At 39.8% G+C, this 24,277-nt stretch carries 14 protein-coding genes; 6 read left to right on the top strand and 8 right to left on the bottom strand.

Annotation, left to right across the window (positions count from 1 at the left end):
* Positions 1–150: 150 nt before the first annotated feature.
* The 6 genes from lhpI to F580_RS0106845 all read right to left on the bottom strand — a co-directional run bounded on the left by lhpI (position 151) and on the right by F580_RS0106845 (position 8,287).
* Positions 151–1,101 carry a bifunctional Delta(1)-pyrroline-2-carboxylate/Delta(1)-piperideine-2-carboxylate reductase gene (gene lhpI / locus F580_RS0106870; protein ID WP_019026968.1) on the bottom strand — a complete coding sequence of 317 codons (951 nt, stop codon included), beginning with the start codon at positions 1,099–1,101 and terminating at the stop codon, positions 151–153.
* Positions 1,102–1,193: 92 nt separating this feature from the next.
* Positions 1,194–2,345: a M24 family metallopeptidase gene (locus tag F580_RS0106865; RefSeq protein WP_019026967.1), complete on the bottom strand. Its 1,152-nt coding sequence runs from the start codon at positions 2,343–2,345 to the stop codon at positions 1,194–1,196.
* Between the two features lie 73 nt (positions 2,346–2,418).
* Complete coding sequence (locus tag F580_RS0106860; protein ID WP_019026966.1) at positions 2,419–3,498, bottom strand: proline racemase family protein; 1,080 nt, start codon at positions 3,496–3,498, stop codon at positions 2,419–2,421.
* Positions 3,499–3,608: 110 nt separating this feature from the next.
* Positions 3,609–5,453, bottom strand: coding sequence for an MFS transporter (locus F580_RS0106855; RefSeq protein WP_019026965.1), 1,845 nt, complete (start codon positions 5,451–5,453; stop codon positions 3,609–3,611).
* 134 nt (positions 5,454–5,587) lie between these two features.
* Positions 5,588–7,120, bottom strand: a complete 1,533-nt coding sequence (locus F580_RS0106850; RefSeq protein WP_019026964.1) for an aldehyde dehydrogenase (NADP(+)) — start codon at positions 7,118–7,120, stop codon at positions 5,588–5,590.
* A gap of 153 nt (positions 7,121–7,273) precedes the next feature.
* A complete protein-coding gene (locus F580_RS0106845; RefSeq protein ID WP_019026963.1) occupies positions 7,274–8,287 on the bottom strand; it encodes a 4-hydroxyproline epimerase in 1,014 nt (337 codons plus the stop codon).
* A 495-nt stretch (positions 8,288–8,782) separates the two neighbouring features.
* Here F580_RS0106845 and F580_RS0106840 point away from each other — a divergent pair, with 495 nt between their 5' ends.
* The 3 genes from F580_RS0106840 (at position 8,783) to F580_RS26290 (ending at position 11,744) form a co-directional block, all read left to right on the top strand.
* The gene (locus tag F580_RS0106840; RefSeq protein WP_019026962.1) at positions 8,783–10,078 is read left to right on the top strand and encodes an NAD(P)/FAD-dependent oxidoreductase; all 1,296 of its coding nucleotides are present in this window, start codon (positions 8,783–8,785) and stop codon (positions 10,076–10,078) included.
* A gap of 322 nt (positions 10,079–10,400) precedes the next feature.
* On the top strand, positions 10,401–11,369 hold the full coding sequence (locus tag F580_RS0106830; protein WP_019026960.1) for a dihydrodipicolinate synthase family protein: 969 nt from the start codon (positions 10,401–10,403) through the stop codon (positions 11,367–11,369).
* 228 nt (positions 11,370–11,597) lie between these two features.
* On the top strand, positions 11,598–11,744 hold the full coding sequence (locus tag F580_RS26290; protein WP_019026959.1) for a hypothetical protein: 147 nt from the start codon (positions 11,598–11,600) through the stop codon (positions 11,742–11,744).
* Positions 11,745–12,045: 301 nt separating this feature from the next.
* Here the strand turns inward: F580_RS26290 and F580_RS0106820 are convergent, their stop codons facing one another.
* Positions 12,046–12,765 (bottom strand): FadR/GntR family transcriptional regulator, encoded by a 720-nt coding sequence (locus tag F580_RS0106820; protein ID WP_019026958.1) that lies wholly within the window; start codon positions 12,763–12,765, stop codon positions 12,046–12,048.
* A 255-nt stretch (positions 12,766–13,020) separates the two neighbouring features.
* On the opposite strand from F580_RS0106820, the gene lacZ reads away from it, so the two are divergent.
* The 3 genes from lacZ (at position 13,021) to amaB (ending at position 20,332) form a co-directional block, all read left to right on the top strand.
* Entirely contained in the window at positions 13,021–16,254 is a 3,234-nt protein-coding gene (gene lacZ, locus F580_RS0106815) for a beta-galactosidase, LacZ type (protein WP_019026957.1), read from the top strand.
* Between the two features lie 97 nt (positions 16,255–16,351).
* The gene (locus F580_RS0106810; protein ID WP_019026956.1) at positions 16,352–18,700 is read left to right on the top strand and encodes an aminotransferase class III-fold pyridoxal phosphate-dependent enzyme; all 2,349 of its coding nucleotides are present in this window, start codon (positions 16,352–16,354) and stop codon (positions 18,698–18,700) included.
* Positions 18,701–18,799: 99 nt separating this feature from the next.
* Positions 18,800–20,332, top strand: coding sequence for an L-piperidine-6-carboxylate dehydrogenase (gene amaB / locus F580_RS0106805; protein WP_019026955.1), 1,533 nt, complete (start codon positions 18,800–18,802; stop codon positions 20,330–20,332).
* 504 nt (positions 20,333–20,836) lie between these two features.
* Here the strand turns inward: amaB and F580_RS24130 are convergent.
* Positions 20,837–23,878, bottom strand: a complete 3,042-nt coding sequence (locus tag F580_RS24130; protein WP_245560595.1) for a ligand-binding sensor domain-containing diguanylate cyclase — start codon at positions 23,876–23,878, stop codon at positions 20,837–20,839.
* Positions 23,879–24,277: the final 399 nt, after the last annotated feature.

The following is a 24,277-nucleotide window of genomic DNA, read 5'->3' as shown; positions in this document are numbered from 1 at the left end:
TTATAATCAAATACTATGAATGCTACAATTGCCTGCATGGTAACTATAATAAATACACAAAGTATTGGATGAAAGCAGCATAAATCACTGATGAAAAAAAGGCGCTACCTCGAATCAAGGTAGCGCCTTTTTCATAATGAAATAGTTGATTTATTCAGTTACTTTTTGCACTACTTGATAAGCAGCTACTAAGTCACTTATCGCGGTGCCTACCGATTTAAATAATGTTATTTCATCAGCTGATTGACGTAGCAATGCTGGTCTTTTACACATATCCGCTAACTCGCCGATAATATCTTCTTTACTAAAAGCGCCTTCGGCTATAGGTATCAATAACTCACCCGCTTCGTTTAAGGTATTGGTTAAGCTATCAACAAATACGCGTGCACGGGTTACGGTAGTCGTGTCGCACTCCCTGGCATCTTTCATGTGATTACCTAAACAATCAATATGCGTGCCGGCACTAACAATGTTACCGTCAAATAATGGTATTTTAGCGCCTGTTGCACAGCAAATAATATCGGCATTAGCAACTTCAGCATTAACATCAACACTGGCGTTAAAAGTAACGTTGGGATAGAGCGAACTAAATTCGCCAAGTAAGTCATTCACTTTGGCACTATTGCGTCCCCATAAGGTTACCTTTTTAAGTTCACGAACACTCAAATGCGCTTTGATTAAATAACTCGCTAAATTGCCAGTACCAAATAACATTAAATGACGACTGTTCTCTCTTGAGAGCAATTGACTTGCTAAGGCAGAAATTGCCGCGGTGCGCCAATAAGTCACACTCGTGCCATCAACAAGCGCTAGCGGCTCACCTGTTTGGCGTTTGAATAACATGATTTTAGAAAACAAACCGGGTAATTCATATTGCTCAGCATTATTTGGAAAATAGGTGAACATTTTATTACCAATCACGTCTTCATTCCATGAGGGTAATAAAGCAAAGGCATCATGATTATCCCTTTGCTCTGGCGCAAGTGCAAGCACTTGGCGCTGTGGCATACTAAAGGCACGACTAAAACTCTGCTTTAGTAACGGGATTAACGCTTCAAAATTAAGGTGTTGATGAACTTGCTCTGCACTAATAATCTTCATGTTATTCTCTTATTTATAACGGGTTCACTTGGCTATTTAACTTAGCGCTGTAACATAACTCTATAACTTAGCGAGGTAAGTTCGGAATAAGGCTAGGTATATGACTTAGCCGCTGACAGTTCAATTAAACCTTTGGGTGATTTAGTGAGGATTTTTAAACCGTCATCCGTTAGTACCACATCATCTTCAATGCGCACGCCACCCCAACCTGGAATGTAAATACCTGGCTCGATAGTGAAAACACACCCCTTTTCAAGGCGGATATGGCAATCTGGTCCAATAAACGGTTGTTCATGTAAAACTAGCCCAACACCATGACCTAAGCCCTCACCGGCATATTTTTTATACTCGCTGTTAAGTAATATATTGGCAGATTGTTGATATAAATGACTCGCTAACACCCCTTCTTTAACTTCATCAATGGCCGCTTGTTGAGCGGATTGCACCAGTTGATAAACATGTTTTTGTTCAGCACTTGCTTGACCAAATACAAAAGTACGCGTCATATCCGAGTGGTAGCCATTAACCACGGCGCCAAAATCAATTAAGATAATATCGCCCAGTGTTAATTGCCGGTCTCCTGGAATACCATGGGGTAAAGCACTACGTTCACCAAACAATAAAATAGTGGCAAAAGACACTTCTTCTGAGCCCAGTAGCGCCATTTGGTAATCGAGTTCAATCGCTAACTCTCGTTCAGTAACGCCCGCTTTAACAGAGTTAAGCATGGTCGCTAACGCCGTATCCGCAATTTTGGCGGCTTGTTCCATGAAAGCAATTTCAGTAGTTGACTTAATAAAACGCAGTGCTTCAACCGCACCACTTACCGGCTCTATTTTTCTCAGCTTAGTTAGTTGGCTAACCTGCTGATGAATTTGTTGCCATAACATTACGCTAATATGTTCACTCTCAAAAAAGAGCTCCTGACAATCATCTTGGAATAACAGATCTTCAATGAGCGAAGCTAAACTTTGATTGGCTCTATCTCGACAAATTACCGTAAAATGACTTGCTTGTACTTTAGCTTGCTCGAAATAACGGTAATCTGTTAAGAGATAATTCGCTTTACTGGTTAATATTATTGTTGCTGCATGACCGGTAAAAGTGGATAGGTAGCTAATGTTAATATCACTGAAGATCAGCATGGCACTGAAAGGTTTGTTCAGTACTTTATCGCGTAATTTTCCTAATGATGTACCTATTGACGTACCTATTGACGTACCTATTGACTTAGTTAAATTCATAATACTCCTCAAAAATTTAGAATATAAATTTTATTATTTATGCTCAGTTGAATAATCGCTTGTTAACGTGCTGTTATCTTAATAAAAAACCATACTTTAATGGGTCATCGCTGTTAATCAGCCACTCACCTTTACCGCAAATATAAGCATCGCCAGTAACTTGTGGAATAACCGCATCAAAGCCGAAAAAATTGAGCGTATCTACGGCGCTAACACTAAATGGACTGGCTAAAATACTCTCAATAGTGATCGCTTCATTCAAGGCTATTTGCCCTTTTGCATGATGTAAGGCAATACGGCCACTAACACCACTTCCCGTAGGGCTTCGGTCTAGTTCGCCATCAGCAAAGATACAAACATTACGCGAATGAACCGCTTTATTGGGCGAATCATCAATAAAAACCACCCCATATAAAAAGCTCAAATCTGAGGTGGTGGGATGGGTAATAGTCAGCTCTGGCCTGGTCGAATCGATGATGGCTTGTTTAATTTTACGGCCATAATCAATCAATTTGTCGTGCTGCTCGGGCACTAATGACAAACCCAGCGATGATGCTTGTACGTAAGCATAAAAAGCGCCTCCATAAGCGATATCAAACTCAACAGTGCCTATACCATCCACTTGAATTTGTTGCTCTTTAGCATAAACAAATGAAGGCACACATTTAAAGCTAACCTGCTTTACTACATCGGCTTCGCTGTATGCCAACGCGTGAATTTGGCCACACGGCACATCTATCACAACTTTAGTTAGATCACCTGTTCGGGCAACCACACCTGACTCAACCGCACATTTTGTTAAGGCAATAACCGCATGACCACACATGGTGCTATACCCTTCGTTATGAATAAATATTGCGCCAAAATGGCTGTCTGTACGTTCAGCGTCAGTAATAATTGCACCATACATATCGGCATGACCACGTGGTTCAAACATTAATGCGCGGCGAAGGTCATCATGATTTTTTTTGCACTCGGCTACTTTAGCTAAAATTGTTTCGCCTTTAAGGGCGGGAAAACCACTGGTGATAATGCGTAGCGGCTCACCGCCGGTATGGCACTCAATAGTGTTAATGGTTAAAAAGCTTTCTTGCGCTTCTTTAGGTTGCCACTGCTCAAATTTTTCAGCGGCTTTATCTATATTCATCGTCATTTTATTTCTCTTTTACTTACTACTGAACAATTAACAGTTAACAATAACTACCCTACTTTTACTGGCAGCTGTTAACCTATCGAAATTCACAGCGCCTTGTCGCTAATACCCTAACCTGCCGTTATTGGTGGCTCTGCTGATTGCGCTGCTGAGGCTTGCTTTAGTGCTAACTGCTGTTTCTTAATATCGCCGATAAAGTGTTTATTAAATAAATAAAAGCCGATACAGGTTGCGAAACCTAAACCCGCAATAATCGCCCACATGATTTCAGGGCGTGCAAGGTGTGTGGCAAAGTAGCCATATAACCAACCCGACAGTAAACCGGCAAATAAATTGCCTAACGCCATAGAAACAAAGTAATAACCCATAAACATGGCGGCTTTATCTTTCGGAGCAAAACTTGCCACATATTCTTGGCTTTTCGGTGCTGAAATCATTTCACCCACAGCGAAAACCACCACAGCGCAACTTACAAACAAACCGCCAAAAATCACGCCATGAGCGAAGCCTTGCATTAGCATAGATAGCGATAAAATAGCGGTACCGACAATCAAGGCAGGTAAGGCTTTAAACTTATCGACCAGGTGGCTGATACTAATTTGAAAGATAATGATCATTAAAAAATCAATACTTAAAATAGTTGCCGGATTCATTTGACGATATTGAGCCGACCATTGCTCAGCAATGTCTTTAGTCAATACTTGTGCACTGGTGCCTGTTAGCTGATTTAGCTGAGAGAAACTATGGATAATATCTTGTGCAGGAATACGTACATCAAGTGCCGATAAGGTGCGCATTACTTCTTTTAATGCCGCAGGTGCTTGACCAATATCGACATCTCGATAAAGATCAGCTAATCGTAATATTTCACCTGAAAGGGTATCAATATTAACTGAGGTTAAAATATCATGTAACCAAGGACTTACCGTATGTAGTAGTGAAACTAGATCTGAACTATCAACAAAATCTCTAATGTATACCGGTAAGGTAACGAAAATTTGCATATAAACGGTCCAGAAACCTGTCAATATCAGTAAATAAATCATGAAAGGTTTATTACCAATACGCATTTTTTGTAAATACCATGGCAAGGTAATTGGTGTCGATAGTCCTGGTGCTAGCACGTCATTACCAGGAGTACCGCTGCTTATTCTACCGCTGTGTTTCGCCACAGCAATATCCCAAATAACAGCACTACTCACCAGTACCCCAAGACTTATCAAGGTACTTTGCGCACCAATAAAACCGGCATAGAAAGCGACGAGTAAAACTAACAAGGGTACAACTAATAAGGCCAGGCGAAAATTACCCAACACTTGCTGCATTTCGTGGAAGACTTGTCTGAGGGTTTTATTTTCCCCATGGCGCTCGGGCTCTTTATAAAAAAACAACGCTGGAATAAAATTCACCGATATCCAAAGAGCTGCAAAAATGAAAACCCACTCCCAGCCATAATGCTTTTGGATAATAGGTGCTAATAGCGGACCTAAAAAGCCGCCTATATTGACCATCATATAAAAGATGCCAAAACCTAAACCACGGTTAGTATCATCGGTTGTTCGGCTAATGGTTGCCGTGACTACCGGTTTAAATATGCCAGCACCTAGCGCTATCAGCATAAATATACTCATAAAGCTGCCTAAGTCTTTGGCATAGCCTAAAAAGTAATAACTGGGCGCCATCAAAGTAAAAGACAGTAGAAACATTTTTCGATAACCAAACCGGTCGGCCAGTGCGCCAGAAACAACAGGGAAAAGATAAAGGAAAAACGGTACCACCCCCATAATTAAACCACGTTCCGTATTACCTAAACCTAAACCACCTTGTGTGGTAGGCGTCATAATATAACTGGCAAGCAAGGTGTACATGCCATACCAAGCAAGTCGCTCAAAAATTTCCATGGTATTGGCAACATAAAAGGCTTGTTGAAAAGGACTTCGTTTGGTTAGGCTCATGATCTTATCCACCGGTGGTTTTATTATTATTTTTAGGCTGTATTTTTTAGAAAATATCTTTCGCTTAATGTCATCAATCTATGCGTAAAAAAAAAGCCAAATACACGACGTGCATTTGGCTTCATTTAATTTTCCTAGCTTTTTAACAAGCTTGGTAATAACTCTGTCGGCATATTTTGATAACAGATAGGTCGTCTAAAGCGAGTAATAGCTTCACTGCCCACTGACGTTGTTCTGATGTTAGTGGAAGCTGGAAATGGTCCACCGTGGTTCATTGAGGTGCACACTTCAACACCGGTAGGCATTTGATTATAAATCAAACGACCCACTTTATGGGCAAGGCTAAGACTTAACGTTTTTGATGCGCTTAAGTCATTTTCTAAGCCATGAATGCTTGCGGTTAAATTACCTTTAAGTAAGCTCACCAACTGCATCATTTCAGTTAAGTCTGCACAGCGAACAACTAAAGCACTAAAACCAAATACTTCTTCTTGTAGCAATGGCGTAGTAGCAAAGGTAGCTAAGTCGGTAACAAATAACGTGGCTGAACACTCTTGCTCATTTCCCATTTGACCTGTTGCTAATAAGCTCACACAGTTAAGTGTCTTGCGCTCTTCGACAGCCTTATTGTAGCCAGCACACATTGCCGGCGTTAACATAACGCCTGCAGCTTGCTGCGCTAAGGCTTCGCTTGCCGAACTAATAAATGTTTGATAATCAGCACTGTCTTCACTGCCAACGACTACCCAAACGCCAGGGCTGGTACAAAATTGGCCTTGGCCCATCATTAATGAAGCCACTAAGCCTTGTGCTATTTCAGCACCGTCTCGAGCTAATTTTTCAGGCATAATAAATTGTGGATTAATGCTACCAAGCTCACCATAAAAAGGAATCGGCTCTGCACGTTGATGTATTTGCGCTTGTAAAATCATACCAACACGTTCAGAGCCGGTAAAACCAACCGCTTTAACAGCAGGATGAGTGACAATTTGCGTGGCTATGGCGTAGTTTTTACCTTGGATAAGTGAAAAAACACCGCGATCTAAGTCACAACTTTCAATGGCTTTTAGTATTGCTCTGGCAACTAATTCAGCAGTGGCAGGATGTGCCGCGTGTGCTTTCATTACTACCGGGCAACCTGCCGCTAAAGCAGAGGCGGTGTCGCCACCGGCAGTAGAGAATGCTAGTGGGAAGTTACTTGCTGCAAATACACCAACAACACCTAGAGGTAAGTAACCTAAACGGGTATCTGGTTTTGGTAATGGTTGGCGATCATTATTAGCTTGCTCTATAACACCTTGATATTCACCTGACTCTAATAAGTCAGCAAATAAACCAAGTTGGCCTATTGTTCTGCCGCGCTCGCCTTGAATACGCATAGCGGGTAAACCGGTTTCACCACACGCTGTTTCAACAAGTTCATCACCTAAAGCAAGGATTTCAGCGCCAATAGCGCGAAGGAAAGCAGCACGTTTTGTCGCACTTAACTGGCTATAAGAAGTGAAAGCATCATTAGCACGTGCAATGGCCGTGTTTACTTCAAGCTCTGTTGCATCAGCAAACTCAATATCAATAGCACGATGTGTTTGCGCATTAAAGGCTTTAAAACCACCTTGAGTATTGCCTGACCATTCGCCGGCAATTAAATTTTGTCCTGTTATTGTCATTTTTTACTCACTTATGTTGCATATGTTGCTCAGCGCCTTCATCAAATAAAGACACTGGATATAATCTGTATTTAAACAAAGCAGATAAGAATAAACCCTCTTATTTGTTTGTTATCTAGTTGTTATTTCTATCTTATTTATTTTTTAGTTATTCTACTTAACACTAAAACCATAAGCATAGGGATCGTCGTCATCAATAGTGATGCTATTTTTGGCAAATACTTTCGCCCACCCTTGGATGCTTGGCAGAATAGCGGTGATATTTTTACCCTTGGCATCAATCTGCACTACACCTTCGATCTTGCCGGTAAATTGACTACCGATATAACTTTCATGGACAAAGGTATCGCCGAGCGCTAATTCACCCTTGGCAAATAGTTGCGCCATTCTCGCGCTAGTACCCGTTCCACATGGCGATCTGTCGATGGCTTTATCACCGTAAAACACGGCATTGGCCGCATCAGAGCCTTGTGTCTGGGTTTTCCCTGTCCATAAAACATGGCTAATGCCCTTAACACTGGCATCTTCTGGATGAACACAATCGAGATTTTCATTGGCAATTTCCCGTACGATAGGGCTCCATTGGAGAATTTCTGCAGCGCTCCATTGGTCGATACCGGGGAAGTTGGCTTGCGGTTCAACGATGACATAGAAATTACCGCCGTAAGAAACATCGACGGTTAATTCACCTAAGCCAGGGATATTTAAAGTTACATTTTGATGTACTAGGTAAGCGGCAACATTAAATATTTTAACGCTGGCAACCTTGCCATCCTTTTCTTGATACTCAATAGTTACCTGACCGGCAGGTACATCAATAATCAGGCTACCTGGTGTTCTTGGGGTAATGAGGCCACTTTCAAGACCAGCGGTAATCGTGCCGATAGTACCGTGACCACACATAGGCAAGCAGCCGGATGTTTCAATAAATAAAATGGAAGCATCCGCATTATCACTACACGGTGGGTAAAGGAACGCACCCGACATCATGTCGTGGCCACGAGGTTCAAACATTAATCCTTGACGAATCCAATCAAAACGCTCAAGAAAATCTAAACGTTTTTCACTCATGGTTTCACCCACTAAGTTTGGATGACCACTTGTAACCAACCTTACAGGGTTTCCGCAAGTGTGTGCGTCGATACAAAAAAATGTTCCTTTTATCATAAAATCCCCAATATTGATCTTCGTTACTTGACGTAATCTTATTTAGTAAATCTATTCTGTTAAAACTATTTAATAGCTGATACACAAGTACTCAAACGAACCCTAAGCACCTGTTTATTCTGGTAAACTTAACGATTAATCAAATTAATCTAAGTTGAATTTACTTAAGTCGATGCGGGTAGCAACGGCTTCGTTGTAGATGCGTAGTTACCGCTGGGTAAACACCTTGCCAGTTTACATTCATAATATTCTCTTATGTTTTTCGTGATTAAATACCAATTGTTGTCTATCCGTTGGTATTTATCAGTTGGTTACAATTCCCGCAACCTTTAATATCACAATTGATCTTGTGAAAACTATTGCTAGTCAAATTTAGGTATATTGTATACAATCCAATTACAATGGCAAGTGAAAATTATTTTTACCTAAAAGCCAATACCTATTCTGGAAATATTTAGATCCAATTTTTAGTCCATCCTCATAAGGTGTTAGTTAATGAATAATGCTCCAAACGAAAAAACAGGTAATAAACAACAAACAGTTGCGGTCATTGGCGCAGGAATTATAGGTATAAACTGTGCGCTCGAATTACAGAGTTTGGGCTACCAAGTGACGTTAATTGACAAAGAAGGTATTGGTTTAGGTTGTTCTAAAGGTAATGCCGGTCACTTTGCTACCGAACAAGTTTTCCCGCTGGCAGAGTCGTCATTATTATGGCAAATGCCTAAGCTTTTACTCGACCCGCTTGGCCCTGTTTCTTTGTCAGCAAAACACTTTGTCAAAGCTATCCCATGGTTTATGCAATTTTTCAATAATATGCGCCCGAGTTTACGTAACAAGAATACCATCGCGATCAAGGCATTAAATGAAAATGCTATCAGTCATTATACGGCGCTACTAAAAGAAGCAAATATGGAGCACCTCATCACCTTGCAAGGTTCATTGCTAGTTTTTGAGACAACCAATTACAATAAAGTTGATGCCATGTATCAGCATTATAAAAATGAAGGTGTGGCGGTAAAACTATTAGATAGAGCTGAAACGATTAAGCTTGAGCCAAACTTACACGACAATATTAATTACTCGTTATTCTTTACCGATGTAGCCCACACTATTGACCCGCTAGCATTGAGTGTTGCCCTAAGCGAATTTGCCAAAAGTAAAGGCATGACTTTCCAGCAAAGTGCCGTTACTGAAATAACTCAAGCAGAGACTGGAGTTACCGTGCTGACAGATCTGGGTAGGTTAACCGTTGATCATTGTGTAGTTGCTTGTGGTGCTTGGTCAAAAGAATTGTTAAAAGGCTTAAGCTATCATTTACCTATTGAAGCCGAACGCGGTTATAGCTTGAGTTTACCTATAAATGAACAAGAGTCTGCCCTATTATCTCGCCCTGTAGCTTCTGCTGAACGTCGCTTTATCATTACCCCAATGGCTAACACCTTAAGACTTGCGGGCACAGTGGAGTATGCTGGTCTTAAAGCACGACCCAATTATAAGCGCGCAGAAATGTTAAAAGCTAATGCCGCTTTTATTCTAAAAACGCTTCCTGAACAGGAAGCCGAACAAAAATCTGAGCAAGAAGCTTGGATGGGTTGTCGCCCGTCATTACCTGACTCTTTACCTGTTATTTGCCAAGCGCCAAATCACGATAAAATATTTTTTGCTCTTGGCCATCAGCACTTAGGTCTAACCCAAGGAGCGATTACCGGCAAATTAATTGGTCAATTAGTCACGAAGAAAACGACAGAAATTGACGTTAGTCCTTTTTGTATTAGTCGCTTTAACTAGCATTAACTCAGGCAACTGCGACAGTAAAAATTGAACAGCAAAAATTGATTTATGGTGCGATAAGAAAAAATTTAGGTGAAACTTTTCATGAATTAGCTAAACGTAAAGGTGTCATTATCGAAGAGGGGTATCAACTGAAATTTGGCATGTAATACGCTTTGAGCGTTAACTTAAGCCCTTTGAGGGCGTAACCCAATAAGCCTCCGGCTTTGCCGAAGGTAATTTAACTGATATAATTTACCTGATCCGTATTGTATATTGTATACCATATGTAGTGTGTGATACAATTATTTGGTGTAATTTTTGAACAACAGGAAATATGATGGAAACAAATAGTACAGATTGGCGATATACAGTTATGCCGGCCGTGTTTACATGGCTAAAAGAGTCAGAATCCGGTGCCCTTGAAATTGACTTTGAAGCAACACAAAAACAGGCCGCATCTGTTTTAAAAGCTCAGGGAAAGGGCGGAAGCAGAATGGGCGGACTTGTCGCTTCTGGTACTCTGGGTGAGAATAGCTACCTGAGCACCGAACAGCGTCTTTCTTTACTTAAATGCCTTTCTGAGGTTGCTAAAGAATACAATGTCCCGTTGATCAGTGGAGCTGCGGCAGAAACTAAGGAAGAGCTTGCCAAAATCATTGAAGGACTCGCAACGGTTGGAGTGGATACCGTTATGGTCATGCCGCCAAAAACTAAGGCGGTTCCCTCTGATGAAGAAATGTATGCGTACTATGAGCTTGCTGTAGCAACAGCAAAAGAGGCAGGCGTAACAATTATGCCTTATAACAACCCTGATGCAGCTGGCTATCATGCGCTCTCAACTGATATTCTTAGAAGACTTGCTGCTCTACCTGAAGTAACTGCTCTTAAAATATCGACTACAGATGTTTCAACTATTGAAACGTTGATGTTAGAGAACAAAGATTTAAAAATTTTGGCAGGTGTTGACACTGTAACTGTACATGCAGGACTTGCTGGAGCATGCGGTGGGATTACCGGTGTAGGTACTATCTTCCCAAAAGCTAGTGTTACTATGCAGGAGTATGTTTTAAAAGGAGAATGGGCTGAGGCAAACAAAATCTCTCAGGCTATGAATTCCATATCATATCTTGATGCTCAGCCGCTGCTTATGGAATATCTTAAGTTTGCTATGGGAATTCATCATAATGATGCTGCTGGAGGGCTTCGTACCTTTGGTAAGAAATTAACTCAACAGCAAATTGATGATGTCCGCGCAAGATATAGTCTAGCAAAAGAAAGACTTGAACTTCTGGATTTAATAGACTGATCCTTTCAAATATTCAAAAAGAGAAAGCTCCGTTTTTACGGAGCTTTTTGTGTCCGTCTTCGGATTGGCACCGAGTTTTTAGATCCCAAGGTAGCAATGGTTCTATCTCAGGCTCGGGTTGACTGAGTTCTTCTAAACATTTGACCAGGTAGCGTTATACCCGTTCCACTTGAAGATGCAGGATTCAGCTGGAATTATAAACGCCTTTAGGGAAGCCTAAGCAAAAGTATGACTTTCCAGCAAAGCGCAGTCACACAAGTAGCTCAGAGTGATTCTGGCGTTTCTGTGAAAACGCAGCAAGAAAACTTAACTTTTGATCATTGTGTTATTGCTTGTGGTGCTTGGTCAAAAGAACTACTGAAAGACTTAAATTAACAGCCAAAAAATTAGAAAAAAAACAAGATAATAACTATAAACACATTGCTCGGCTGGTTAAACGAGCGCCAACTGGTTTTAGAAATTAAATCTTTAGTTAGTTAACCTCAGCTCAGGGTAAGAAAATTACTCAACAAGCTATTATCTCGCCTATCTGCATTGGCTCTGCTACCAATTGCCAGCTACCAGTACACGGCTCTGCTTTAAAATACACCGAACTATCAATGTTGAGTACTATAAATAGACTATGATTATGGGTTAGAAATTCAATCTATTAATATTAAATGTTACTTTGAAAATATTAAACCTTCTTATTCTCTAACGCCTCAATTTGTTTGTTCACTATTTCCAAGGTTGCTTTTTGGGTTACCATGGCTGAATCGAAGGCTGCTTGTGGTTCACTATTTTTAATGTGCTCAAATATATCAACGTGAGCTTGATACTCAGCTAAGGTCACTGGAATCATGCGATTAGTAAAACGAATATTCACTTTTAATGCCGTAGTGATAAAGTTTGTTAACTGAATAAAGAAAGGATTATTACTCGCTGACAAGATACTTTGATGAAATTCAATATCAGCTTCATGAGTATCATCCTGACCATTAGTTGCATCTTTCATCCGCACTAAAGCATTCTCAATAGCCACTAAATCACTATCCTGCTTATATTGTGCCGCTAAAAATGCAGCTTCAGGCTCAATGGCCAAACGCAGTTGTAAAAAATGTCTTAATAGATATAAGTCAGGCTTTCCTATAAGGATCCAGTTAAGTACATCGACATCAAATAAGTTCCAATGTTTTGACTCAACGACTTTGATGCCCTGTCTTGGTCTAGAGCTAATCAAACCTTTTGCCGATAACATTTTAACCGCTTCTCTGGTTGCCGTTCGACTAATGTTAAATTCAGTACATAAATCAGCCTCAGAAGGCAGGCTATCACCAACTTTATACGTTCCTTGCAGGATTTTTTTGCCCAGCTCATGTACTACCTGATGGGCCAAATTACGATGTGATGATTCCATATGACTGTTTTACCCTGTTTTTTTTAACGCTAATAACCGATTATAATTCATTTACATTTGTATGACAAATGACTTGAATTTACTATGATAAGTTAATTTTAATGAGCACATAACATTGCCATTATTCATATACTTTTTTCTAGTACTTAATAGTTAAAAATCTAAACTTTGCGCGTTTAAGTAAAAAAAACTTGCTTCTGCCAACTTTATTTGTATTATAAATACTATTGTATCCACGATTTAGATATTTGCTTTATGATAAAGTTATTACTGCCACTTAATATTGCCATAGCGCTACTGTTATCTCCTTATACCGATGCCAAAACGCAAAAAAGGGCGCCTTGGGAAGACAATCAAGTATTTGCCATTAATAAAGAAGCGCCACATGCGACGCTTTTTCCATTTCTATCTCGTGATGCAGCACTTATTAATGACAAAGAACAAAATGATAACTTTTTGCTACTTAATGGTTTGTGGAAATTTGACTGGCAACGTTCGCCTAAAAACAAACCAAAAGATTTTCAAACAGTAAATTTCGATGATGAAAAATGGTCACAAATCCCCGTTCCCGGTAACTGGGAAATAGAAGGTTTTGGTTACCCTATTTATTTAGATGAGCGTTTCCCTTTTACCACCACATGGCCTGATGTCCCAAAAGATTACAATCCGATAGGATCTTACCGAAAACCCTTTAGCCTGCCTAAATCATGGCAAGACAAACAAGTTTTCCTGCATGTCGGCGCCGCTAAATCATCGTTAGATGTTTGGTTAAATGGCGAAAAAGTAGGCTTTAGCCAAGGTTCTAAAACGCCGGCAGAGTTTGATATAAGCAAATATCTACAAGATGATGAAAATTTACTGGCCTTTCAAATTCGTCGCTGGACTGATGCCAGTTATCTAGAAAGCCAAGATATGTTGCGTATATCAGGGATCGAGCGTGATGTTTACCTTTATGCTACCCCTAAACAACATATTTTCGATTTTCATGCTAAGCCAACGTTAAATAAAAACTTTACTCAAGGGACCTTAACCGTTGATATTAGCTTGAAGAACTATGATCACAAAAATGCTAATCAACAAATAGAAGTACAATTGTTAGACCCTCGTAGCAATATGAAGGTGCTACTAAGCAAGCACAGTAATATTAAGCTATCAGCCAAAGGTACCGTTGAAATATCACTCGGTGGTAACATCAACCAACCGGCGTTATGGTCTGCCGAAACTCCCAACTTATACACCTTACTGGTTAATTTAAAAGATGCCAAAGGTAAGATCATTGAATCAGTGCGTGATGATATTGGTTTTAGACATTTAGCCGTAGTGAACAGTCAACTGACTATTAACGGCAAAACAATTACTATTCGCGGTGTCGACCGCCACGAAACAGACCCACAGCACGGTCATGTGGTCAGCAAAGCGTCGATGGAAAAAGATATTAAATTGATGAAAGAATTTAATATCAACGCGGTACGTTCTAGCCATTATCCTAATGATCCTTACTGGTATGAGTTAACTGATAAATACGGTTTATATGTCATCGATGAAGCAAATATTGAGTCTCACCCGTTAGCCATTGATAAAAAAACGCAATTAGGTAATGAAATGAGCTGGTTAGCTGCTCATTTAGATCGTACCCAACGTATGTTTGAGCGAGATAAAAATCATCCTTCTATTATTATCTGGTCATTAGGTAATGAAGCTGGCGAGGGTAAAATTTTTGAAGCCACATATAAGTGGTTAAAAGAAAATGATAACAGTCGACTAGTGCAGTATGAGCCTGCAGGAGAAGAGCATTATACCGATGTGTTTGCTCCTATGTATCCGTCAATTGAGCGTTTGATCAAATATGCCGAGTCTGATCCTAGCCGCCCAGCAATCATGATTGAATACGCCCACGCCATGGGTAACTCTGTTGGTAATTTAAAAGATTATTGGCAAGTAATTGAAAAGTACGATGTACTGCAAGGTGGCTTTATTTGGGATTGGGTTGATCAATCACTGGAATACACCAATGAAAACGGTGTTAAGTACTGGGCCTATGGTAAAGATTTTCATCCAAATTTAGCCAGCGATGGTAACTTTTTAAACAACGGTTTAATGAGCCCTGATCGCAAACCAAATCCGCATGCTTTTGAAGTAAAAAAAGTGTATCAAGCCATTCGTTTTGCTGCGTTAGATATTAATAAAGGCAGCTACAGTATTGAAAACCGCTATGATTTTATCGATTTAGCGCAATACGATTTACAGTGGAAAGTGGAAGCTGATGGCGAGTTATTCGCGCAAGGTCATCAATCTATGCCGCCAGTAAAACCTGGTAAAAAAGCGGCCATTAACGTATCAATACCCACATTACCAAGCAGTGATAATAAAGAATATTTTATTACCTTAACTGCGGTAGTACGTGAGCCTCAAGCACTATTAGCAACTGGACACGAATTAGCCTTTGAGCAGTTTAAATTACCGGTAAAACTTGTTAGTAAAAAAGCAGTAGCAAATGACGCTAAGATGATTGTTAAGCAAGATAATAACAGCAGCTTGAAAATTAACAGTGAGAACACCCAGGTCACCTTCGATAAAAATACCGGTTGGTTAACTCAATACAGCCATAATGGTAATCACTTACTTAACGCACCATTAAAAGCTAACTTCTGGCGAGCGCCAACGGATAATGATTTAGGTAATGGCATGCAAAACTGGGCGGCGATTTGGCAGAACGCCAGTGACAATCTGGTGTTAACTTCTTTCAAAAGTAAAAAAGTAGTAAGTGGTTTTGAAGTCATCACTCACTATACCAGTGCCGATTTTAAAGGTAATTATCACGTTGAATATATCATTAATGATAATGGTCAAATTCATGTGCAAAGTAATTTAACCATTGATTCGGGTCAGACTTTGCCTAACTTGCCACGCTTAGGCATGCAATTAACCATGCCCGGTGAATTCCAACAAATGTCTTGGTTTGGTCGAGGACCACACGAAAACTATGCGGATAGAAAGACTTCGGCCCAAATATCTTTATACAAAAGTTTAGTTAAAGATCAAATTCACCATTATGTGCGTCCACAAGAAAATGCCAACAAAACCGATGTGCGTTGGCTTGCCTTGAAAAATAGCCAAGGCGCCGGATTATTAGCGGTAGGTGACCAAGTACTTAATGCTAGCGCTTGGCCTTACAAGCAAAGCGATATAGATTTTATCGTCGGTAAAGATGGCTCAGCCTCAGCGTCAGGCCTAGTTCCTGTTACCACTAAACGTGGTGCGGAAGTGCCAATGAGAGATTTAGTGACCGTTAATATCGATCACAAACAAATGGGTGTTGGTGGCGATACATCATGGGGTCGTTTAGTACATGCCCAATATACTATCCCAGCAAAAAGTTACCAGTACGGTTTTACCTTAGTGCCTTTTAGTGCTGTTCCTTCTAGCGATAAAGCTTCGAGTAAAGCAGTAAGTACCGCTGAACTGGCGCGCAGTGTAAAAGCCAAGTAAGCATTGATTAAATAGCAAAGTAAGCATTAATTAATTAGCAAAGTAAATTAGGCATAACCTGTGGGAACAGCACAGGTTAAACTTTAAAGAGGCAACAATGACTAAAGATGTAACACCTAAGTTTTCTGATATTGAAATTATTCAATTACTCACTCAGCAATACCAGCTGTCAGGGCAGTTAAAAAGTCTTCCTGGTTATTGCGATCAAAATTTATTACTGACTACGGCTGATGATGAGCAATACATTGTAAAAATTGCTAATTCAGCGGAGTCAAAACTTGAACTGGCAATGCAAAATTCCGCCATGAGACATTTAACGGAGAAAGAGTGTGCGGTGCCTCATGCAGTTAGTAATCAACAGGGCGAAGCTATCACCACGATTACTAATGCACAGCAAGAAGCTTTTTGTTTACGTGTTTTAACCTTCCTGCCAGGACCGTTTTATGCCGATGCAGATAGTCTGAGTCATAACCCTGCCCTTTGGTCTGACTTAGGGCAATTTATTGGCAATCTCGATCTTGCCTTAGCTGATTTTAAACACCCCGGCGCCTATCGTTATCTTGATTGGGATTTAGCCCAAGGTTATCGTAATTGTATGAGTAAAAAGCATTTACTCAACAAACAACAGGTCAGTATTGTTGATAATTTCTTGTCGATTTATCAGACTCAAACCATGCCAGTTTTGTCCCAATTACCACAAGGCATTATTCACAACGATGCCAATGATTATAATTTGTTAGTCGATAATATCAGTGCACCGCAAAAAATAACCGGGCTGATTGATTTTGGCGATATGGTACATAGTCATATCATTAACGAACTGGCCATTGCTTGTGCTTATGCCTTGATGGGCGAAAAAAGTGTTCAACAAAATACGCTTAGCGCATTCACCGCCATAGTTGCGGGTTACCACCAGGTTAAGCCATTACAAGATATTGAATTAGAAGTACTCTATTCTTTAGTTGCCTTACGTTTGTGTACCACTGTTTGTAATTCGGCTTTAGCAATAAAACAACAACCCGATAATGATTATTTATTGGTATCAGTAAAACCTGCTTGGCAATTACTGGAGCAGTTCAGCGCGTTAAATCCTTATGCGGTATTGTGTCAATTACGACAAGCGTGTCAACTGCCTATTGATAGCGGAAAACTACCTGCAGACATTATCAATTATCGTAAGAAACACTTAGGTAAAACATTAAGTTTAAGCTACCAAGAGCCCTTAAAGATGGTCCGTGGCCAAGGTGCCTATTTGTTCAACGAGCAAGGCACACCGTATCTAGATATGGTTAACAATGTTTGTCATGTTGGCCATTGTCATCCTAAAGTTGTTGCTGCCGCTCAAGCGCAAATGGCTAAGCTCAATACCAACACTCGTTATTTGCATGACAACATCATTAATTATGCCGATAAACTGCTTGCTACCATGCCCGAAGAATTATCAGTATGTATGCTGGTAAATTCAGGCAGTGAAGCCAATGAATTAGCTTTTCGCTTAGCGCGTTGTTACACCAAAGGCACCGAATTATTAGTCGTTGATGGTGCTTATCACGGCAATACCAATGCCTGCATAGAAGCCAGCCCTTATAAATTTGATGGCCCTGGTGGTGAAGGTGCACAACCTTATGTGCATAAGGTAACGCTACCTGATCCTTATCGCGGTGAGTTCTTAGGTAATAGCCCTGAAACGGCTAATGCGTATGCCAATAGTGTTAAAGAAACCCTGGCACAGCTAGACAGTATTGGTAAAAAACCCAGTGCCTTTATTTGTGAATCGCTCCAAGGCGTTGCTGGCCAGATCATCATGCCCGATGGTTACTTAACCAACGTTTATCAGCACGTGCGCGCTGCTGGCGGTGTCTGTATTGCCGATGAAGTACAAGTCGGCTTTGGTCGTGTTGGCTCTCATATGTGGGCCTTTGAAACTCAAGGCGTGGTGCCTGATATTGTCACCTTAGGCAAACCTATTGGTAATGGTCACCCCATGGCCGCCGTGATTACCACCCAAGCGATTGCCGATGCCTTTGTTACTGGCATGGAATACTTCAATACCTTTGGTGGTAACCCGGTTTCTTGTGCCATTGGTATGGCAGTACTCGATGTTATTGAAGAAGAACAATTACAAAAACATGCCTTAACCACAGGGCAATACTTCCAAGAAAAATTAACAGAGCTGCAACAACAATTTACTCTTATTGGTGATGTACGCGGCAAAGGTTTATTTATTGGCGTTGAGTTGGTAGAAGACCGACAAACAAAACAACCAGCCACGGATAAAACCGCTTGGTTAGTAGAGTTTTTCAAACAACATCATATCTTGCTTAGTACCGAAGGCGCTTTTTACAACATCTTAAAAATCAAACCGCCATTGGCCTTTAGCCAAGCCGACGCTGATACCTTTATTAAGGTGCTTGCTTTAGGATTAACTGAGCTAGCGCAGAGCTAGTACAGAAGCAGAATAAAAATCAAACTAACAAATGGCTAGCTGAACATGCGCTAGCCATTAAATATTAATAATGAACATATCAGATATCACAAGGTTACTATGAATTTTTTAAAAACATTAGGCATTAATGCCCAAAACTACGGCGCATCAACAGGCCTAAAATGGATGAATACTGACAACAACGGTCAGTTTGATATCTACTCCCCTGCCGATGGCAAAGCTATCGCTAGCGTATATCAGTGTTCAAATGAAGATTATGAACACGTTATTACTACGGCACAAACCGCCTTTAAATCCTGGCGTACCGTCCCTGCGCCTAACCGTGGCGATATTGTCCGTCAAATAGGTAATAAATTACGCGACTTTAAACAACCACTAGGTGAGTTGGTTGCTTATGAAATGGGGAAGTCATTGCAAGAAGGTTTGGGTGAAGTACAAGAGATGATCGACATCTGTGACTTTGCTGTGGGCTTATCTCGTCAATTAGATGGCTCAACGCTGCATTCTGAGCGCCCTTTACACAGAATGTACGACCAATATCATCCATTAGGTATCGTCGGTGTTATTTCAGCTTTTAACTTCCCTGTTGCTGTTTGGGCTTGGAATGCCATGATTGCTGCAATTTGTGGCAATGTTACGGTTTGGAAACCCTCAGAAAAAACCCCCTTAACCGCTATCGCCTGTCAAAATATTATCAAAGACGTGTTAGCAGAAAATGACTTACCTGAAGGTATTTTCTCTTTAGTGATTGGTGAAGGCAATGTGCTAGGTGAAGGCATGTTGCATGATAAACGCATTCCATTAATGTCGGTTACCGGTTCAACGCGTGTTGGCCGTCATGCCGGTACGAGTGTGGCAGCAAGATTTGGTAAATCAATTCTTGAATTAGGTGGCAACAATGCCATCATCTTAACGCCACAAGCTGACTTTAAAATTGCCATTCCTGGTACCGTTTTTGGCGCCGTTGGTACCGCCGGTCAGCGTTGTACTTCAACTCGCCGCGTTATAATTCATGAAAGTATTTATGAGCAAGTCAAAGACATTTTGGTAAAAGCTTATCAAGGTTTGAAAATTGGTACTCCAATGGATGAGAATAACCATGTAGGACCGTTAATTGATAAACAAGCGGTAGAAATGTTTAGTGAAGCCTTAACTAAAGTACAAGCTGAAGGGGGTAACTTGCTTTGTGGTGGTGAGGTCTTATCAGGCGAAGGTTATGAGTCGGGTTGTTATGTGTCACCGGCCATTGTTGAAGCGGAAAATGATTTCGATATGGTACAACACGAAACATTTGCGCCAATTTTATATTTAATCAAGTACTCTGGTGATGTCCATGACGCTATTGCGGTGCAAAATGAGGTAGTGCAAGGTTTATCCTCAGCTATCTTTACCGACAGCTTACGTGAAGCTGAAAACTTCTTATCTCACTGGGGCTCAGATTGTGGCATTGCCAACGTCAACATTGGTACTTCAGGCGCTGAAATCGGTGGCGCATTTGGTGGCGAGAAAGAAACAGGTGGCGGACGTGAATCAGGCTCAGACGCATGGAAATCTTATATGCGCCGTCAAACCAATACCATCAACTACTCTACTGAGTTACCGTTAGCTCAAGGTATCAAATTCGATATTTAAATTACACTGTCTTTATTAAGAGGTTAAAAGCTCAGCGGAGTATTATTATATTTTAATATTACTCCCATAGTTAAGCCGCATAAATAATGGTTTGAGCTATACCAAGTTGTTACCTTGTAATTACTTGGTAGTCATTTCGACTCCGGCAGTCGTTGCCATTCCTTCGTTGAAAGACAATAAGCCTCAGCAGAAATGTAGAGGCTTTTTTATTTGACTCTAAAACCTGCAGAACTAATTGGTAATGGCCACACTAGCATCAACATTGGCAAGCTCAAGTTAGCGCTCGTTGAAGGATTTATGCAATAGAGCATCTGATTTATAATCAGTAGAGCCTGTTCTTGTACCTTGAATGTAGATTTTCTGTCAACGTTCGATGTCAATGTGTACTGCTGAAATTCCGAAAAGCTGAATCCTGAAACCCTGAAATTTTAATCGATGTTTTTTTTTGAATGTAAGGTGCTCTCCGCTAGGCAGGAACGACTAGTGACTTAAGTGATATATCAGCTAATCAGCACGTGTGACCCTATTTCTGCCATTTGATTTACCAAGATATAATGCCTTATCTGCACTCAATACAATTGAATCAACGGATGCTTTTTGCCCTGGTGGAATAGTCACAACCCCTAGAGTCAAGGTTACAAATGCGCTAGTCACCGATTTTTCATGAGGGATTTTTAAATTTTCGATGGCCAAACATAAGCGCTCAGCAACAAGAGTCGATTGTTCTATTGTTGTATTTGGTAAGATAATAGCGAACTCCTCGCCACCATAACGACAGTTTGCATCGGTAATTCTACCGGCACTGGTACACAGACATTGAGCGACTCGCTTAAGACATTTATCACCTGGCTGATGACCATAAAAATCGTTAAATAATTTAAAGTGGTCAATATCACTGAGAATTAGCGACAATGGTTGCTTGTGACGATAGTGTCTGTCGAGTTCTATTGATAGGTTTTTATCAAAATAACGACGGTTATATAACCCCGTCAATCCATCTTGATAGGTAAGCACTTCCAATTGCTTATTTGCATCAAGTAAGTCCCTCGCTTGGGTATTTAATGAAGCTGTTTTTTCCGCAACTTGTTCTTCAAGTGTCAAAACAAATTGTTTTTGCCTAACTATTTCTGTTTGTTGTAAACGTGTTCTAAATAGAATAAAGGCGAATATGATAACTGCCGTTACGAGCATATATAGGCTATATGCCCACCATGTTTGCCACGGTGGCGGTGATACAGTCAAATTAATTGACAGTAATTGCTTTCCCCACTCTCCATTACTGTTAGTCGCCTTCACCAAGAATTTATATGAGCCACCATCGAGGTTAGTAAAAGAAACTATATTTTGATTACCGATATAAATCCAATTATCATCATACCCTTCTAACTTATAAGCATATTGATTCTTACGAGGAGAAATAAAATCTAAGGCAGAGAATTCAAAAGAAAAAAAGTAGTCGAGATAAGATAACTGGATATCCGTTACATAAGAATAAGGCTTTTCAAGCTTTACTGGCTGCCCCATCTTATTAAATCCCGATAAAATCACATTGAACACGCTATTATTTGTTTCTATATTTGAGGTATTAAAATACTCAACGCCTCTTTGACTACTGGTGAAGATAGTTTCATTGCCAGCTCTTACCAGGGCATTGCTATAATAATTTAAGCCTAACAAGCCATCATAGCTGTCAAAATTAGTAACCTCTCCTGATAATGGGTTTAATTTTGAAATACCCTTATTTGTCGTCAGCCATAAATTACCCAACTTATCGTCTTCAATCCCACGTATCAAAGAAGTAGGTAAGCCATTTTTTCTGCCAAAATGTTTAAAACTTTTAGTTTCTGGAAGATATAAATTGAGTCCTTTTTGAGTGGCAACCCAAATCTTTCCATCTCGAGATTGATGCACATCCTGAATTATTTTTCCCAATAAGCGATCAGCTTTATTATCGCTTTTAAATGAAATAAATCGTTGATTGATATCATCCCAAAGATTCAAACCATTTCCGGTACCAACCCAAATGTTTTGCTGACTATCTTTAAATATTTCCATGACTTCTGGGTGAGATAAACCCAAAGAATCATCTAAGTGACTAAAAGTTTTAACCAAAGGGTCATAACGGTATATTCCATTCTTATAAGTACCAATCCAAAGGTTTCCATATTGATCAATATTAAGCGCTCGTAATTCTCTAAACTCACGATGATTTGGATCTGATTTAGGATATTTAAAAAAATCAATTTGCTTAGATTTCAAGTTAAATTGGGCTAAGCCATCATCTTGTGCAATCCATAAACTATCATTTCCATCAAGAAATATAATAGGCCTTTCGATAAAACGATTTCCCTCATAACCATTTTCTTTGCTAAAAATGGGGCCAGATAATGTTTCTAGCTGGTGTGATGATACGTGCCACTTATACAATTTCGACGATGCAGATATAATTAACAAATCACCATTAGCATCAGCTGTTATAGCATTTGGAGCCATCAATTCAGCACTATTAATAGACTTAAATTTACGATTCGGCACTATCTTATATATACCGTGAGTTTCACTGGTAACCCATATTGTTCTTGAGCTATCTTCAAAAATTATTCTCAAGCCGTGGTTATGCTCAAGTATAAACTTTTCAATGTGATCATCTGAGTTGGATTGTCTAAACAAACCTTTGCTGGAGACAAACCAAACGTAGCCTTCTTGATCCTCAATCATAGAGTTCACTTGGCCTAAAAATTCATCATCAAGGGTTTTCAATGGTGTAAAAAGACCATTTTCCTTATTAAAACTAAATGGACCTTTTTGTGTACCGACATAAAGTTTATCTTTGGAAGTTTTTAAAATACTTCTGATTTCGTTTGCTCCCGTAGGAGTGGGATTGCTTGGATCAGGAAAAAAATGAGTAAAGCTTTGTTTATTCTTATCATATAAATTTAAACCAAAGCTAGTTGCAAGCCAAAGACTATCGCCATCGTTGTCTTCAATGTCCCATATTCTATTATGAGATAAACTAGGTTCACCATCATCAGTTTTCTTGATACGCTCAAAGCTATTATTGCCAAGATACCGGCTTAAACCCTGGTCATATGAGCCTAACCAAATAGAGCCTTCTTGGTCATGAAATAAAGATTGTATTCGGTTAGAGGCGATAGAATCACTGCGCAGAGGCTCATTAATGAAATGTTGAAAGTTCCCTGTTTTTGGCTGATAAAGATTAACACCTCCGCCCCAAGTGCCAATCCAAATCCTTCCATTACGATCTAACATGAGGTTTCCGGCATCGTTATGTGATAAACCCTTTGGACTGCTACTATCAAATTCAAAGAGAGTTACTTTTCGGCCATCATAACGCATAAGGCCATTTTCACCGGTGCCAAACCAAAGTAAGCCTTGATTATCCTGAATAATTGAATAAATCTCAGATGAAACAAAACCATCTTCCGCTGTTAGCAACTCTACAGAGTATTCATTAATAAGTTCTGAAGGGCGTTCATTACTTTCAGCGGGAATGATCATTCCAACAAACAAAAGAACAAAATACATAAAACGATTAAAAAACAATGAACTATATCTCATAAATATTAAAGCGGTTGCAACTGTGGGAGTGTCATAAATAAAGGTAAAACATTAATAACAATAGTTTATTTAACAGGTTATCTCTATGCTAATTAACTTCAATTCGTAATCAAAATAACCATCTTTCATATCATATACATTATCAGAGGTGAGAAATATAGGTTGATGGTTCTTTTATCAGCGGTGTAACCAATAAGTAAACCACAAAGAAAATCTACAATAATTATTTTTACGCTACTCAGTCACTTAAATATCAATATATTGATTTGATAAGGTAAAAGGTAGTATACCAAGCGACTTAAGCCAACTAATACCCTCATAAATTTAAGATTACATTATGTAGGCTTTAATCTGTTTTGCTGCAAA

The organism is Colwellia piezophila ATCC BAA-637, from assembly GCF_000378625.1.
GTDB lineage: Bacteria > Pseudomonadota > Gammaproteobacteria > Enterobacterales > Alteromonadaceae > Colwellia > Colwellia piezophila.
This window is presented reverse-complemented; position numbering and strand designations above follow the sequence as displayed.